The following is a 14,735-nucleotide window of genomic DNA, read 5'->3' as shown; positions in this document are numbered from 1 at the left end:
TCGCGGGGCCTGTCACCGTCGAGATGGAGCAGTCCTTGCGGACGCTCGGTCTGGCGATGAAGAGTGAGTGCCGTAGGCACGTCACTCGAGGTGCTGGGGACACCTTGTATCGAGGTTACGCGAAGCACCTGAGCGTGTCTGTCCCCACTTTGGGGGACACCAGCGACTCGGCAGGACTCCACGCCTGGCCCGTCGCCACGGGTTTGTCAACCCTGTCGCGCCTCTTCTCGCACCCGGGAAAGCCTGGAAGGCGAACAGGAGGAAGAGACATGACTGACTCACAACGAGGCAACACGAAGCACGCCCCGCGCTCGACGAGCAGATGGAGCAGGAGACGCGCGCCATGGTGCAGGGGCATGGCGGCACTTCGCACGTCGAACCCTTCCGTGAGACGGAACCCCTCCCCGACGACACCGATGCTCCCGACGTCGAGCGCGCGTTCGGAGGCGAGCTGACCGACGATGACGCCGGCGAGCCGGCCGACGGCACCCGGGAGGCATCCGATGCCTGACATCGGCCGAGTGAGTGAGCTCATCGCGGATCCCGGGCCGTGGACGTTCGCGTACATCGACGGCCCGAGCGACCAGCCCGAGCCGGAAGAACTCGCGCGCCAGCGCTCCGTCCGCGACCGGCTCGAAGAGGTCGACGCACCCGAAGCGGACGTGGACGCCGCCACTGCTGCGGTCGCCCGGCGCACCGGGTTCGCGAGTCCGTCCGCCCGATTCCTGCTCATCCGCAACGGTCGGGTCGAGGTCGACGAGAGCTTCGCCGGAGCACGGACCGGGCCTGAGCGGCTCGGCCATGGACCGGTTCCTCATCTTCTCCCGCTGCTGCAGGAGGAGTACGAGAGCGTGCTCTATCTCGTGGTCGAGACCAGCCGTGACGGCGCGACCGTGCATCTCGAGCGCTCCGGCACGCGGCATCCGGAACTGACGGAGGAGATCGAGGGCGACACGACCGACATCACCAAGGTGCGTGCGGGCAACATGGCTCAGGCGGGCATTCAGCGACGCAGCGAGGAAGTCTGGAAGCACAACCAGACCGAGGTCGCCGAGGTCGTCGACGAGCTCGTCCGGCAGCGGCATCCGGCCTTCATCGTCCTGTCCGGCGACATGCGCGCGCGCAAGCTGCTGACCGATCGGCTCAACCGCGAGTCGAAGCAGCTCCTCGTCGAGGTCGACGCGAACACCCGCGCGGACGGGTCCGATGACAGCGTTCTCGAGGACTCGATCCACGCCGCCATCGAGCGGACGCTGCGGGATGCCGCCGCCGACGTGCGGGATCGTGCAGCGGCCGGCGATCATCGCGCAGCCGCGGAGGGGCGCCAAGAGGTCGTCGAAGCGCTCCAGGCCGCTCAGGTCGACACCTTGATCCTCGATGCGCGGCTGGCGGACGCCGGCGGCTCACTGGACGCGCTCGATGCGCCGCCTTGGGTGTCGCTGGGCGAGGAGGACTCGCTGTCTGCGACGGTGATCGCCTCGGTTCCGGCGGCGGACGCACTGGCCCGCGCCGCTCTCTTGAGCGGGGCACGGGTGATCGTGGAAGGCAGGGATCAGCAGCCCGAAGGGGAGGCCCGCGACGACGGACCGCCGGCCGCTCCCTTCGCCTACCTCCGATGGTCAACGACTGACGCCACCGGTCGATAGGAAAGAGTCGGACCTGCCGCTGCCCTGCCGTGCATGGTCTTCGCGAATGCCGGAACGCTCGGTCAGCCCTCACGCAGTGTCGTTCGATACCGGCTCGGTCAAGCAGGAGTAGACGCCGTACACGGCTAGGGCTGCGAGATGCCACCCTTGCGCGCCTTCGGCCCCCATGTCGACGAAGCGAGGTTCATCGACGAACGCCGGATCGATGCGGCGATGATCGCTCATGCCGTCGATGACGGACATGATGGCGACCGCAAGGTCGCGTTCTGTGACTCCTTGACGCATCCGGAATCCGATGGCGCCGTTCACGCGCGCGTACATCACTGCCATCCGATCGACGTACGCGCCCTCGATCTCGCTGAGGAGCGCGCGGATCTCAGCGCCCCCCGGCACGGAGTCGCCGCTGGCAAGGGCTGCAGACATCGTCCTGTACGCGCGCCACGCGACAGATCCGTCGACTGCGACGATGTTGTGAGCCACCGTCGCCTGCACCATGGATCTCAGCGCGATCTGCTGATCCTCCTGGGATCGTGCCCGGTCGCCCGCTTGCGCGAGCGTGCCTTCCAGAAGCTCGAGGGTCTCGCCGTCGAACCCGGTCTGGAATCCCGGATCGGCCTCGAAGAGCGCGCGTACGAGATCGGCCACGAAGGCGACGCGGTCGGGCCAGATGCGGAACACGGTCGAGCGCGGAACGCCGGAGACGCGAATCAGATCTTCCAGCTCGATGTTCGAGTAATCGAGCAGGAGGCCCTCGCCTCTGACGCGGTCGACAGCGACCGCCAGCAGCCGCGCCCGGGTTTCGCTGGCGGGCTTCCGTGATCGGGGTTCGGACTGCCGCACGCTCCGATTATCGCTGCGTCGACAGCGCGTTGCCTGCGTCCTCGCCGAGGCAGCGGGGAGTTGCGGTGCCGGGCTCCCCAGAGCCCGGCACCGACCCGTTCCGCACGGTGCGCATCCGGCGCGGCTCGTCATGTGCGAATCGCCCCCCGGCTTCGCACTCTCGTCACTTTAGAGACTGAGAGTCTCAAGTCTCAAATCGAGCGGCCGAGAATCCGCTCGGCTGCCCGTCGCCCCGACTCCATCGCCGCGGTGACCGTCGCCGGGTCGTCGGTCCAGGTCGCTTCACCGGCCAGGTGGAGGATGCCGCCGATCGGCATTGCCAGCACATCGTGGTCGTCGGTGGTCGAGCCCACCGTCATGTAGGCGTACGAGCCGAGCGTGAACGGATCGTCCTGCCACCGCGTGACGTGCACGTGGGACGGCTGCTCGACACGAGCGCCGAACAGGCGCCGCAGCTGCGCGAGGACGGACTCGACGATCCGGTCGTCGTCCCAGGAACGGGTCGCGACCGCTGCGGGCCCGGCGGCGAACGTCAGCAGGGCCGGGGTTCCGTGCAGCGCGGTCAGGTCGTACCAGGAGTGCCACCAGCGGCTCTCGGGTCCCTGCTGCCGGATCGCGTAGACGTCGTCGTCCCAGAACTTCGCCGGAAACCGCAGCACGACCTTCTCGAAGGCGTTCATCTCGAGCCGGCCCAGCGCGCCCGCGTTGGGCTCGGGCAGCGGCGGGTCGAACGCGAAGCCCGGCGACTTCAGCACTCCGACGGGCACGGTGATGACGGCATCCCTCGCCGAGAACGTGCCGCGATCCGTCGTCACCGTCACCCCACCCTCCGCCCAGGCGACGCGCGAGACGACGGTCCCGAGGCGCACGTCGAGATCGGCCGCGAGGCCGGCTGCCAGCCGGTCGTAGCCGTCGGGGAAGATCACTTCGTCCCCCGCGATCGAGTCGTCGTCGAGTCCGTGCGCGGCGAGGTCTTCGATCCAGGCGCCGTACTGCTCCTCCGAGCGGTGCTCGAGGAACTCGCGCGCGCGCTCGGTCCGTTCGGCGTCCCACCCCTGTGCGGCCAGCGCCTGCTCCGTGACGTCGCGGTACGAGGCATCGGGAGCCGAACCGGCCACGAATCCCGCGAGTGCGGCATCGACCGCGCGGATGTCGTCGGCGAAACGGCGGGCCGCGGCATCCGTCAGTCGTGTGCCGTCCGGACCGTAGTAGGCGATCGGGCGGCTGTCGGGCTGATACCCGCCGACGGTGAACTCGACCATCCGCATGCCGAAGGCCTCGGCCGCAACAGCCACGGGGGAGTCGGTGACGCCGTGGATCCACGATGCACCCAGGTCGGTGACGAACCCGTCGCTGCGGTCGGTCCAGACCCGGCCGCCGATGCGGTCCCGCGCCTCGAGCACGACGACCTTCCGACCGGCATCCGTCAGAGCGCGGGCGGCGGCGAGGCCGGCGATACCCGCGCCGACCACGATCGTGTCGAAGGGGCTCATGGCTCCAGGATGCCCTGGCCGGCCACGCGCGCGTTGCGTTCGGCCGCATCTCGTGCAAGGTCGAGAGCATCGGATGCCGCATCCCCGCGGTCGAGGCCGGTCAGAAGTCCGCCGAGGAATGCGTCGCCGCTGCCCGCGGGGTACCGGCCGAGCGCTCCCGGCCGGGGAACCTCGTACTCGTGTGAGTCGAAGACGGCAGCGCCGCCGCGCACTCCGTCGGTGACGACGGCATCGCAGCCGTACCGCTCGTGGAGGGAACGGGCAGCGCTCGCCGCATCGGGGTGGATCTCGCCGAGCAGGGCCTCGGCCTCGGAACGGTTCACCTTGATCAGGTCGGCTGCGGGCGCCATCGCACGCAGCCCTCCCCCGGAGCTGTCGACCGCTACCCGAGCGCCTGAGTCGCGCAGCGCATGGAGCAATCCGGCCACGTCGTCCGCGCCGACCCCGGCCGGGAGCGACCCCGAGATCGCCACCCACGCACCGCGATCGCCTGCGGCCGTGACGGCTGCACCGCTGAACGCGGTCCATTCTGCAGCGCGAAGCGGTGTCGCCGGTTCGTACAGGTCGGTGCTCGAGGTCGCGTCGCCCGTTTCGACGATCGCCGAGCTCACGCGAGTCTCTGCGGCGAGGGTGATGATGTCGGCTGGGACTCCGTCCGCTGCGAGCAGCTCCGCGACCCAGGCGCCGCTGTGACCTCCGAGCGCCGCGACTGCCTGCACCGGCGCGCCGAGCGCATGCGCGACGCGGACGACGTTCAGCGCCTTGCCGCCGGCGACCCGTGTCACCGTGGTCGGGCGAGTGATCTCCCCCCGTCGGAGCTCGTCGACCTCGTAGGTGACGTCGAGGCTGGGGGAGAGCGCGAGCGCGACGATCACGGTCGGTCGCTCCACGGTCGCACGGTCCCCAGTGTGCGGGGATCGCCGTCGTCGAGCGCGGTCAGCGCCGCCTCCGAGACCTCTTCCGGCGTGTGCCAGCGGTGCTCGGAGCCTGCCGTCCAGCCCAGCTGCACGGTGTCTCGCGGCACGATCAGGATGCCGTGCGCCGGATCGGCCGCGGCCGACGTCCGCACGAGCACGCACCGGCCCGGCGTCGCCGCACGCAGGTACCCGAGCGAGGAGTCCGTGACGGCCCGGCCGTAGACGAGCGCGTCGTCCCACCGCTTGTCTGCCAGTGTTGCGGCGAGCTCATTGCACCGCTGCGCATCGACGGCGATCGTTCCGTCTGCGCCGTGGCGCGACATCCCGATCACCTCATCACCCCGCTCGCGCAGCACACCGGCCGCCGGTGCGAGGATGCCCGTCGCGCCGATGACCAGGACCGTGCGCGTCGTCATTCAGAACGCCTGCGGCCCGACGGCGGCGCCGCTGCGGCCCTGCAGGAAGTCGAGGTCGCACCCTTCGTCGGCCTGCACGACGTGCTCGACGTACAGACGGGTCCAGCCGCGGTCGCTGCCGGCGACGACGGGCGGCGCCCATCCTTCGCGACGGCGTTCGAGTTCGTCGTCGTCGACGGCCATCGACAGCGTGCGGTTCGGCACGTCGAGCGTCACGACGTCGCCGGTGCGCACCAGCCCGAGCGGTCCACCGGCAGCGGCCTCCGGCGCGACGTGCAGCACGACGGTGCCGTACGAGGTGCCGCTCATCCGGGCATCCGAGATGCGGACCATGTCCATCACGCCCGCTTCGAGGATCTTCTGCGGCAGCGGCATGTTGCCGACCTCGGGCATGCCCGGGTACCCCTTCGGCCCGACGTTGCGGACGATGAGGATGTCGTCGGGCGTGACGTCGAGATCGGGGTCGTCGGCCTGTGCGAGGTACTGCTGGAGGGAGTCCCACACCAACGCCCGGCCGGTGTGGACCATGAGCTCGGGTGACGCCGCCGACTGCTTGATCACCGCGCCGCGCGGGGCCAGATTGCCGCGCAGCACCGCGATGCCCGAGCCGACCGGCTTGACCGGGTTGTCGAGCGGACGGATGACCTCGCGGTTCCAGACCTCGGCGCCGGCGTAGTTCTCGCCGAGCGTTCCGCCGGTGACGGTCAGCGTGTCGCGGTGCAGGAGGTCGCCGAGGGTCTCTGCGAGGCCTGCCGTGCCGCCGGCATCCTGGAACTCCTCCATGAGGAACCGGCCCGAGGGCATCATGTCGGCCAGGACCGGGATGTCGCGCACGAGCGTGTCGAAGTCGTCCAGCGTCAGCTCGACGCCGACGCGACGGGCGAGGGCGAGGAGGTGGATGACCGCATTCGTCGATCCGCCGAGGGCGGCGTTGGCGCGCACGCCGTTCTCGAACGCCTCGCGCGTGAGGATCTTCGAGGGCCGCAGATCTTCGGCGACCATCTCGACGATGCGGCGGCCGGCGAGGTGGGCGGCGGTCGCGCGGCGGGAGTCGTTCGCGCCGAGCGCCGCCGTGCCGGGCAGCTGCATGCCCATGTACTCCGACACGCATGCCATGGTCGACGCGGTTCCCATCGTCATGCAGTGGCCCTGGCTGCGGGCCATGCATCCCTCCGCCTCGCGCACGTCGTCGGCCGAGATCTGGCCGGCGCGGTAGGCCTCGGTGAAGCGCCATACCGAGGTGCCCGAGCCGATGTCGGTGCCGCGGTACTTGCCGTTGAGCATGGGCCCGCCGGTGATCAGCAGGGTGGGCAGGTCGACGGATGCCGCGCCCATGAGGTACGCGGGAGTGGTCTTGTCGCACCCGGCGAGCAGCACGACGCCGTCGAGCGGATTCATGCGAAGGGTCTCCTCGAGATCCATCGCCATGAGGTTGCGCAGCAGCATCGCCGTCGGCCGCACGAGCGGCTCGCCCGCGGACGTCGTCGGGAACTCGAAGGGCACCCCGCCGGCCTGCCAGACGCCGCGCTTGACGTGCTCGGCCAGGGCGCGGAGGTGGATGTTGCAGCTGGTCAACTCGGACCACGAGTTGGCGATGCCGATGACCGGGCGACCCTCGAAGGTGTCGTCCGGAAGGCCCTCGCTGCGCAGCCACGAGCGGTGCATGAACCCGGTCTTGCCGGGGTCGCCGAACCACACCTGGCTCCGCAGCCCCTCGCCCCACTCGGCCGTGGGAACGCCGAGCGCCGAGTCGGTCGCCGCGGCCGAAGCGGCGGCCGGCGCTGTCGCGGCTGCGGCCTCGCGCTCCTCCTTGCCGATATTGCGGGCGCTCATGAGAACCTCGGCAGGTGCTGCGCCTGAGCGGCGATGAGGTCGTCGGTGAGAGCGGCGGCCTTGTCGGCGTCGAAGAGGGCGCCGTCGGCGATCATCGCCTCGATGACGAGGTTGCGGTCGCCCTGGAGCGCGGCTTCGACGGCGAGGTCGACCGAGGTCAGCCGGCGGGCGAGGATCGACGTGAGCGGCTTGCCGAGATCCGGGACCGAGATGGGACGGATGCCGCGGGCCGTTGCCACGCCCGGGATCTCGACGGCCGACCAGTCCGGCAGTCCCGGTACGAGCCCGTTGTTGATGACGTTGCAGCTGAACATCTCACGGGAGTCGAGGGTGATCGAGCGGATGATCGCGATGAGCTGCTCCTGCTCGCCGCCGGAGCGGTGGAAGATCGACTCGTCGAGCGGCTCCTCGCCGGTGGCCTGCCGGCGCATGCCCTGGTAGCGGTCCTCGCCCCACTCGAGGATCTCGGGCAGCGAGAACGCGTCGATGCCGAGCTTCTTGCCGTAGTAGTCGCCCTGCCAGAAGCGCTCCGGGAAGAACTCAACGACATGGCGGTCGCCGGCTGCGGCGAAGGCGCCGTAGCGGTCGAACAGCTCCCATGCGAACGGGTTGTGCCATGCGGTCGGCTTCTCGTAGAAGATGTTGCCGATGTCGGCGGGGTCCGGCGCCTCGGCCAGCTCGCGGTGCACGCGCTCGCGGATCTGCGGCCAGGCGTCCTTGCCGTCGAGGCGGAAGTCGTAGATGAACGTCAGGTGGTTGATGCCGGCGTACAGCGTCGAGGTGCGCTCGAACGGTGCATCGATCAGCTGCGCCAGCTCCCGCTGGATGTGGTGCATGCCGTGGCAGAGGCCGACGACGTCCAGGCCGGTCTCCTGGTGGATGGCCTGCACGTTGGCGGTCATCGGGTTGGAGTAGTTGAAGAAGAAGGCGTCGGGGGCGAGCTCTGCGATGTCGTGCGCGATCTCGACGAGGACCGGCGTCGTGCGCAGCAGCCGCGAGATCCCGCCGGGCATGATCGAGTCGCCGACCGGCTGGTAGATCCCGTGCTTCTGGACGATCTCGTGATCCAGCTGCCACGCCGGGCGTCCGCCGACGCCGACGCAGGTGACGATGAAGTCGGCGCCGGGGAGGACTGCACGGCGATCGGTGCTGCGCGTGACGCGGATCTTGTCGCCCGCGCCACGGGCGGCCACCATCTGCTCGGCGAGGTCCGCGGCGATGTTCAGGTTCTCGGTGTCGACGTCGACGAGCCGGATCTCCCAGCTGCCGAGGTCGTCGGCGCCGATGAGGTCGGCGAGGAGGCCGCGGGTGAAGACGGCGGATCCGGCGCCGATGAGGACGAGAACGCGGGCGTCAGTGGCCATGATTCGTTTCTCCTGTGTCGAAGCGGTCAGCGGACGGTGACGCGGTTGCGGAGCTCGCCGATTCCCTCGACGCCGCAGACGACCTCGTCGCCATCTTGGAGGTAGCGCGGGGGTGTGCGGAAGGCCCCGGCCCCTGCGGGGGTGCCCGTGAGGATCAGATCGCCCGGCTCGAGGGTCACTCCGTCGGAGATGAACGCGAGGAGTGCGGGGATGTCGAAGATGAGCTCGGACGTGGAGTCGTCCTGCAGCGTCTCGCCGTTGACCGTCGTGTAGATGCGGTGGCCGGCCGGGTCGCCGAATTCGTCTGCGGTGACGAGCCAGGGCCCGAGCGGCGTGAAGGTGTCGAACGACTTGCCGCGCGTCCACTGCACGTCGCCGAACTGGACGTCGCGGGCCGAGACGTCGTTGGCGACTGTGTAGGCGGCGATGTCGTCGAGCGTGGCGGGCGTCGTGCCGCCGCACCGGCGGCCGATGAGGACGGTCAGCTCGGCCTCGTAGTCCACCTGGCGGGTGAGGTGACCCGGGATGACGATGTCGTCGTCCGGGCCGGTGAGGGAGGTGGTGTACTTCGCGAAGGTGAGCGGGCGCTCGGGCTGGGTGAAGCCCGTCTCGCTGGTGTGGTCGGCGTAGTTCAGGCCGACGGCGATCATCTTCCCGGCCGTCGCGACCGGCGAGGTGAGGCTGAGCGAGCTCTCGTCCACGACTTCCCACTCGGCCGATGCGCCGGAGCGCACGGCGTCGATCGCCTGGAGTGCGTCAGCCGGACCGACAAGGGGTGCGACGCGGACGGTGGCCGCGTCCTTCACCACGATGCGGGGGCTTCCGTCGATGACGGCGCGGGCGATTCTCATGATTCTCCTTCGGACCAGATGGCTTGTCAGCAGTCTGTCACAAATGCGCAGAAATGAGCAAGAATGTCCATATGCTTTCACGACAACCTCATCTCGTCGGCCCTGAGCGCCCGACTGCCGGGCCGGTGAGCCTGGTCCAGGGCGTCTACGGCGTCCGGGGAAACCTGGAGCTGCTGGCCTGTGACGCCCGCGACGGACTCTGGGTGTTCTGGTTCAACGCCGACCTCGACACGGACCCGCTCGAAACCCCCGACGTGCCGCCCGGGTCCTGGAGCGCGGGACTCGCCTTCGCTGCCGGGCACCGCTACGTCGACGCGCAGATCCTGCAGTCCGCTCTTGGCCCGAACCATCTCGAGGTGCTGGCCCTCACCGAGGACGGTGTGCTGCAGAGCTGGTTCTGGTCGCCCGGACCAGGCTTCCAAAGACGCGTGACGGATGCCGCGACCGCCGTCGCGCGGTTCCACGCGACGCACGACGAGGGCGCGCTGTTCGTGACCGTCGAGCGCGTCGACGGCGCACGGTCGCACCTCGTCTCGTGCACATCCGACTATCCGTCGCGCGGGTGGTTCGAGGCCGTCGATGGCCCGGGCTTCCCCGAGGATGCCGCCGGTGCCGTCATCGACGCCGGTATCGCTTCCGACACCGTCCAGCCCGGCACCGCACGATCCGCCTCGTCGACCCGTGATGGAGGGACGACCGAGCTCACCTGGCGCGACGCTTCCGGCGCCATCCGCCATCTGGGCGTGCCGACGCTCTGACAGCACGAAAAGGAGCGCCGCCCCGCGGGCGGCGCTCCTTCGGCGTCCCTCAGTTGACGCGGTGGATCATCGTGTTGGCGAACTGGTAGCGGTAGCCGGCATCCTTCACCGCCGCGTCATGGCGCGGACTCTGTCCGTAGGAGGAGCCGTGGAGCCAGACGAACGCCGGCGCGATCTGGCCGGTGACGGCCTCGAGCTGCCGCTTGGACTCCACGACCTCCCGCTCGATGTCAGCGTCCGACAGCACGGTGTCGAAGCCCTCGTGGTGAGCGGTGTGCGGGTAGATGACGTGCGTGCGCGAGAGGTCGTGCACCTCGTCCCAGTTCATGGCGATTCGGCCGCCCTGCGTGTCCTCCTCGACCAGCGAGATCCAGTGGGCGCGCGCAAAGGCCTCCTGGTACTCGGGATCGCAGTCGACGAAGGACGTGGCGATGGGGAACCATCCGGTGAGCCCGAACTCGTCGCACAGCGGAGCGGCCACCGTCGCCGAGTTGCGGTAGCCCTCGTAGAACACCGGGATGAGTCCCGGCTTGTCTTTGTGCCACGTTCCCGTCTCGAACAGGCGGTCGAGATCCTCGAGGGTGACCGGGGCGTAGTCCCGCGCGAAGCCGGCGAGCTCCTTCGCCAGCTCGCCGCGAGCGCCTCGCGGCGTCGAGTGGTAGTTGACGACACGGATGAAGTGCCCGCGCTGAAGCTGCTCGCGCTGGGCGGTGAAAGACGGCTGGGTCACGTCAGGCTCCTTCGGTGATCGGCGCCGCACCGGGCGCGAAGTGGGTGTACGCGACGACCTGCATCGCGGCGATGACCGCACCTTCGTCCTCGTCGCGGGCGAACGGCACGAGCGCGGCGGTGTACCGGTCGAACACCTCGGCGTAGACGGCGCCTTCGGCGAGCTGCCTCGGGTCTGTGGAAGCGGGGATGGCGCCGCGCTCATCGACGAAGCCGATGACCATCGGGATGCCCTCGCGCTCGAGGCGACGGTCATGGCAAGCGCGCATGAGACCGACGATGTCGCCGGCTTCGAGAAGCTGGGCGGCAGTGGGTTCGCCCTCGTGGGACGACGGGCCGCTCACGGTTGCGGACATGGATGCTCCTTTCGAGAGCTCAGGAGATGGAGGGGTTCGTGATGACCCGCAGCAGGCGTTCGACATCCGCCGCGATCGCCTCGCGGGCGGCGTGCAGCGCCTTGCGCGGGTCGGGGCCGGGACCGAGGCTCGCGATCAGAGCGCCGGTGTAGGCGGCCGACAGCTGCGTGCCGACATTCACCTTGCGGATGCCGGCGCCCACGGCTGCCCGGATGCCGGCGTCCGAGACGCCGGACGAGCCGTGGAGCACCAGAGGGACGGGGACCGCAGCGGCGATCCGGGTGATCAGGTCGGTGTCGGCGCGCGCGGTGGGCTCGGTCATCGCGTGGGACGTGCCGACCGCGACGGCCAGCCCGTCTACGCCGGTGGCTTCGACGAACTGCGCGGCCTCGAGCGGATCGGTGCGGACGCCGGGAGCGTGGGCTCCGTCCTTGCCGCCGATCTCACCGAGCTCTGCCTCGATCCAGATCCCCAGTTCACGGCCGCGCTCCGCAACGGCCGCCGTCGCGGCGACGTTGTCGTCATAGGGGAGCGTGGAGGCGTCGAACATCGCCGATCCGAACCCGAGACCCGCGGCCTCCACGACGAGATCCGCGTCTTCGCAGTGGTCCAGGTGCAGGCCGACCGGCACACCGGCGGACTCGGCCAGCGCGAGGCACCCGGCCGCCAACGGTGCCAGTGCTCCGTGGAAGCGCACCGCGTTGTGACTGACGGAGAGGAGCACCGGGAGGCCGGCGCGCTCGGCGCCCGCGACGATTCCCTCGGCGTATTCGAGGGTGATGACGTTGAAAGCGGCGATAGCGGGCAGGCTCCCGCCATCCCCCGCCTGCAGCAGGCGGGAAGCAGTGGTCAGCATGTCCGGACGGTCACCCCCGCCGCGCGGAAGCGCGCGAGGATTTCGGGGTCGGCGCCCTCATCGGTGACCAGTGTCGTCACCGCAGTCGTCGGCACCAGGCGGGCGGGGCCGCGCTGGGCGAGCTTGCTGTGGTCGGCGAGCAGGACGAGCTCGCGAGCGGAGGAGATCAGCGACCGGTCCGTCTGCGTCTCGTTGAGGTTGGTGCCCGTGACGCCGATGTCGGGGTCGATGCCGAACGCGCCCGAGAACACCTGATCGATGCCGAACTCGTCCAGCCCCGCGATCGTGAGGTGGCCGAGCAGGCTCATCTCCTGCCGGCGGAGCACGCCACCGAGCACGATGATGGCGATGTCGCTGTACTGCGACAGGCGATTGACGACGCTGAGGCTGTTCGTGAGCACGGTCAGGCCGGTGGCCATGCCGAGGAACGGGAGCATCGCCTCGGTCGTCGTGCCTCCGGTGATCAGCACCGTCGAGTTGTCGGACACCAGTGACGCGGCGGCTTGCCCGATGCGTCGCTTCTCGTCGGCGAAGGCGATCTCGCGCAGCGGGCGCAGCGGCTCGACGTCATCGCTCACGTGCGCGGCTCCGCCGTGCACGCGCTCGATCAGCCCCTTGTCCTGAAGTTCGTTGAGGTCGCGCCGCACCGTGGACGCGCTGACGCCCAGCAGGCGCGACATCTCGGTCACCGATCCGGCACCGTAGGCGCGGATGTAGTTGAGCAGCTCGCGCTGGCGCTTGGCGCCGAGCAGGGGTTCAGTAGCCGGAGACACGGTCGACCTCATTCAGTACCGGCTGCCCCGCGGCGAGCCTGGTCAGGTTCTCGACCACGAGGTCGAGTGTCTGTGCATGATATTGCGGAGCGAGCCCGGCGACGTGCGGCGTGACGAGGGTATGCGGTTCCGACCACCACGGCGAGTCGGCCGGGAGGGGCTCGTCGTCGAAGACATCGAGCGCCGCTCCCGCGATCCGGCCGTCACGCAGGCGCTCGAGCAGCGCCTGCTCGTCGACGATGCCGCCGCGCGCGATGTTGACCACGAGCGCCCCGGGCGGGAGCTGATCGAGCTCGGCCGCGCCGATCATCCCGCGGGTCAGCGCCGTAAGCGGTACGACCACGACCAGGATGTCGCTCTGCGCGAGCACGTCGTCCAGACGGTCCATCGGGAACACCTCGGTCGGGTCCTCGTCCGCCGTGCTCCGGCCGGTGTCGAATTTCCCGCTCGCGGCGGTGGGCGAGACGGTCCGCTTCACACCGAGCACCCGCATCCCGAACGGCGAAGCCAGGCGAGAGATCTCGCGCCCGATGCGGCCGTACCCCACGACGCCGACGGTCGCACCGGCCAGCTGGCGCGGCGTCAGCCGGGCGAGGCGGTCGGCGTTGGAGGGCCACACCCGCCCGTCGCGCAGCTGCTGGATGAGCGGCATCCGATGTGCGAGCTCGAGGATCGTCATCAGGGCGTACTCCGCCATCGGCACCGGCGCGATCCCGCCGAGCGTGGCGATCGGGATGTCGGTGTCCCACAGCGACGTCTGCCGCACGTGGTCGACGCCGGAGGTGTCGAGCTGCACACATCGCAGCGACGGCACGGCCGCGGCATCCGGAAACCATTCGCTGGTGTGAAGCAGATCCACATCGGCGAGCAGCTCGGCGGTCGGCTGCTCGCCGGCGGCCAGCCGGTGGATCCGCACGCCGGGAACGCGCTCGGCGAGCTCGGCGAACCACTGGTCGGGCAGCCCCAGCGTGCACAGGTACGTCAGTGTCATTTGATCCCGCTCCGGGCGAAGCCCTGGACGAAGTAGCGCTGGAAGACCAGGAAGAGGATGACCATCGGCAGGACCGAGATGAGGGCGAGCGCCATGATCGACTCGTAGTCCGGCGACGTCTGATTCTTCAGGTACAGCAGGCCGATCGGCAACGTGAAGAGCTCGTTGTCCTTCAGCGCGATGAGCGGCCAGGCGAAGTCGTTCCAGCTCGACATGAGCGTGAGCAGGGTCAGCACGGCGATCAGGGGCTTGCACAGTGGCAGCACCACCTGCAGGAAGATCCGCATCTGTCCGGCGCCGTCGATCCTCGCCGCCTCGATGATCTCTTCCGGGATGCCGATGAAGAACTGCCGTGCCAGGAAGATGCCGAAGGCCGCCGCCGCGCCCGGGAGTATGACCCCCCAGTAGGTGCCGTAGATGCCCAGTCCCGACACCAGCTTGAACTGGGCGACCATGATCGCCTGCACGGGGATCATCATCGTCGCGAGCGTGAGGAGGAACAGCGTGTTCCGGCCGCGGAAGTGGAGCCTCGCGAACGCGTACCCGGCGAGCAGGTTCACGAACACCGTGAGCGCCGTGACGAACAGGCCGATGACGACGGAGTTCTGGAACCAGAGGCCGACGTTGAACCGCCGGAAGATCCGGTCGAAGTTGTCGAAGGTGATCTCGCTCGGCCAGAAGCGCAGCTCTTCGGAGAACACCTCGCCCCGGGGCGAGAAGGCCATCACCACCATCCAGTAGAGCGGGAAGACGACGATCACGCAGACGACGATCGCGACGATCGTCCTCAGCACGATGCCCTTGCGGTCGCCCTGCGAGCGGCGACGACGTCGCTGCAGGCGCTTCGCCTTCCGCTCGCCGAGCATGTCCGTCTCGGCGATCTGGAGGAGGGTGGTTGTCTGAGCCATCGGG

Annotated in this window: 16 protein-coding genes; 3 read left to right on the top strand and 13 right to left on the bottom strand. The window is 69.5% G+C overall.

The window, feature by feature from the left end; genetic code table 11:
* Positions 1-322: 322 nt before the first annotated feature.
* A complete protein-coding gene (locus tag ASD56_RS02070; protein ID WP_055960655.1) occupies positions 323-511 on the top strand; it encodes a hypothetical protein in 189 nt (62 codons plus the stop codon).
* Positions 504-1,646, top strand: a complete 1,143-nt coding sequence (locus ASD56_RS02065; RefSeq protein ID WP_055960653.1) for a baeRF2 domain-containing protein — start codon at positions 504-506, stop codon at positions 1,644-1,646. Before ASD56_RS02070 ends, ASD56_RS02065 begins: the two co-directional genes overlap by 8 nt.
* Positions 1,647-1,715: 69 nt before the next feature.
* Here ASD56_RS02065 and ASD56_RS02060 read toward each other — a convergent pair whose 3' ends face one another.
* The 7 genes from ASD56_RS02060 to ASD56_RS02030 are packed head-to-tail and all read right to left on the bottom strand — an operon-like array spanning position 1,716 to position 9,360.
* Complete coding sequence (locus ASD56_RS02060; protein WP_235565476.1) at positions 1,716-2,618, bottom strand: hypothetical protein; 903 nt, start codon at positions 2,616-2,618, stop codon at positions 1,716-1,718.
* A 59-nt stretch (positions 2,619-2,677) separates the two neighbouring features.
* Positions 2,678-3,979 (bottom strand): flavin monoamine oxidase family protein, encoded by a 1,302-nt coding sequence (locus ASD56_RS02055; protein WP_055960651.1) that lies wholly within the window; start codon positions 3,977-3,979, stop codon positions 2,678-2,680.
* Positions 3,976-4,869 carry a 1-phosphofructokinase family hexose kinase gene (locus tag ASD56_RS02050; RefSeq protein WP_055960649.1) on the bottom strand — a complete coding sequence of 298 codons (894 nt, stop codon included), beginning with the start codon at positions 4,867-4,869 and terminating at the stop codon, positions 3,976-3,978. Before ASD56_RS02050 ends, ASD56_RS02055 begins: the two co-directional genes overlap by 4 nt.
* Positions 4,851-5,312, bottom strand: coding sequence for a hypothetical protein (locus ASD56_RS16255; RefSeq protein ID WP_055960647.1), 462 nt, complete (start codon positions 5,310-5,312; stop codon positions 4,851-4,853). The genes ASD56_RS02050 and ASD56_RS16255 overlap by 19 nt, the downstream gene beginning before the upstream one ends.
* On the bottom strand, positions 5,313-7,145 hold the full coding sequence (locus tag ASD56_RS02040; protein ID WP_082541176.1) for an IlvD/Edd family dehydratase: 1,833 nt from the start codon (positions 7,143-7,145) through the stop codon (positions 5,313-5,315).
* Positions 7,142-8,509 (bottom strand): family 4 glycosyl hydrolase, encoded by a 1,368-nt coding sequence (locus ASD56_RS02035; protein WP_055960645.1) that lies wholly within the window; start codon positions 8,507-8,509, stop codon positions 7,142-7,144. Before ASD56_RS02035 ends, ASD56_RS02040 begins: the two co-directional genes overlap by 4 nt.
* 26 nt (positions 8,510-8,535) lie before the next feature.
* Complete coding sequence (locus tag ASD56_RS02030) at positions 8,536-9,360, bottom strand: fumarylacetoacetate hydrolase family protein (protein ID WP_055960644.1); 825 nt, start codon at positions 9,358-9,360, stop codon at positions 8,536-8,538.
* A gap of 71 nt (positions 9,361-9,431) precedes the next feature.
* Here ASD56_RS02030 and ASD56_RS02025 point away from each other — a divergent pair, with 71 nt between their 5' ends.
* Positions 9,432-10,118, top strand: coding sequence for a hypothetical protein (locus tag ASD56_RS02025; RefSeq protein ID WP_157535721.1), 687 nt, complete (start codon positions 9,432-9,434; stop codon positions 10,116-10,118).
* Between the two features lie 49 nt (positions 10,119-10,167).
* Here the strand turns inward: ASD56_RS02025 and ASD56_RS02020 are convergent, their stop codons facing one another.
* From ASD56_RS02020 to ASD56_RS01995, 6 genes are read right to left on the bottom strand one after another with little or no spacing between them, the layout of a single operon-like run.
* Entirely contained in the window at positions 10,168-10,848 is a 681-nt protein-coding gene (locus tag ASD56_RS02020) for a polysaccharide deacetylase family protein (RefSeq protein ID WP_055960639.1), read from the bottom strand.
* Position 10,849: 1 nt separating this feature from the next.
* Complete coding sequence (locus ASD56_RS16250; protein WP_055960637.1) at positions 10,850-11,203, bottom strand: hypothetical protein; 354 nt, start codon at positions 11,201-11,203, stop codon at positions 10,850-10,852.
* 19 nt (positions 11,204-11,222) lie between these two features.
* Complete coding sequence (locus ASD56_RS02010; RefSeq protein WP_055960635.1) at positions 11,223-12,059, bottom strand: class II fructose-bisphosphate aldolase; 837 nt, start codon at positions 12,057-12,059, stop codon at positions 11,223-11,225.
* Positions 12,053-12,832: a DeoR/GlpR family DNA-binding transcription regulator gene (locus tag ASD56_RS02005; protein ID WP_055960633.1), complete on the bottom strand. Its 780-nt coding sequence runs from the start codon at positions 12,830-12,832 to the stop codon at positions 12,053-12,055. Before ASD56_RS02005 ends, ASD56_RS02010 begins: the two co-directional genes overlap by 7 nt.
* Positions 12,816-13,823, bottom strand: a complete 1,008-nt coding sequence (locus ASD56_RS02000) for a D-2-hydroxyacid dehydrogenase (RefSeq protein WP_055960631.1) — start codon at positions 13,821-13,823, stop codon at positions 12,816-12,818. Before ASD56_RS02000 ends, ASD56_RS02005 begins: the two co-directional genes overlap by 17 nt.
* The gene (locus ASD56_RS01995) at positions 13,820-14,731 is read right to left on the bottom strand and encodes a carbohydrate ABC transporter permease (RefSeq protein WP_235565474.1); all 912 of its coding nucleotides are present in this window, start codon (positions 14,729-14,731) and stop codon (positions 13,820-13,822) included. The genes ASD56_RS02000 and ASD56_RS01995 overlap by 4 nt, the downstream gene beginning before the upstream one ends.
* Positions 14,732-14,735 lie beyond the last annotated feature (4 nt).

It is taken from the genome of Microbacterium sp. Root166, from assembly GCF_001427145.1.
Taxonomy (GTDB): domain Bacteria; phylum Actinomycetota; class Actinomycetes; order Actinomycetales; family Microbacteriaceae; genus Microbacterium.
This window is presented reverse-complemented; position numbering and strand designations above follow the sequence as displayed.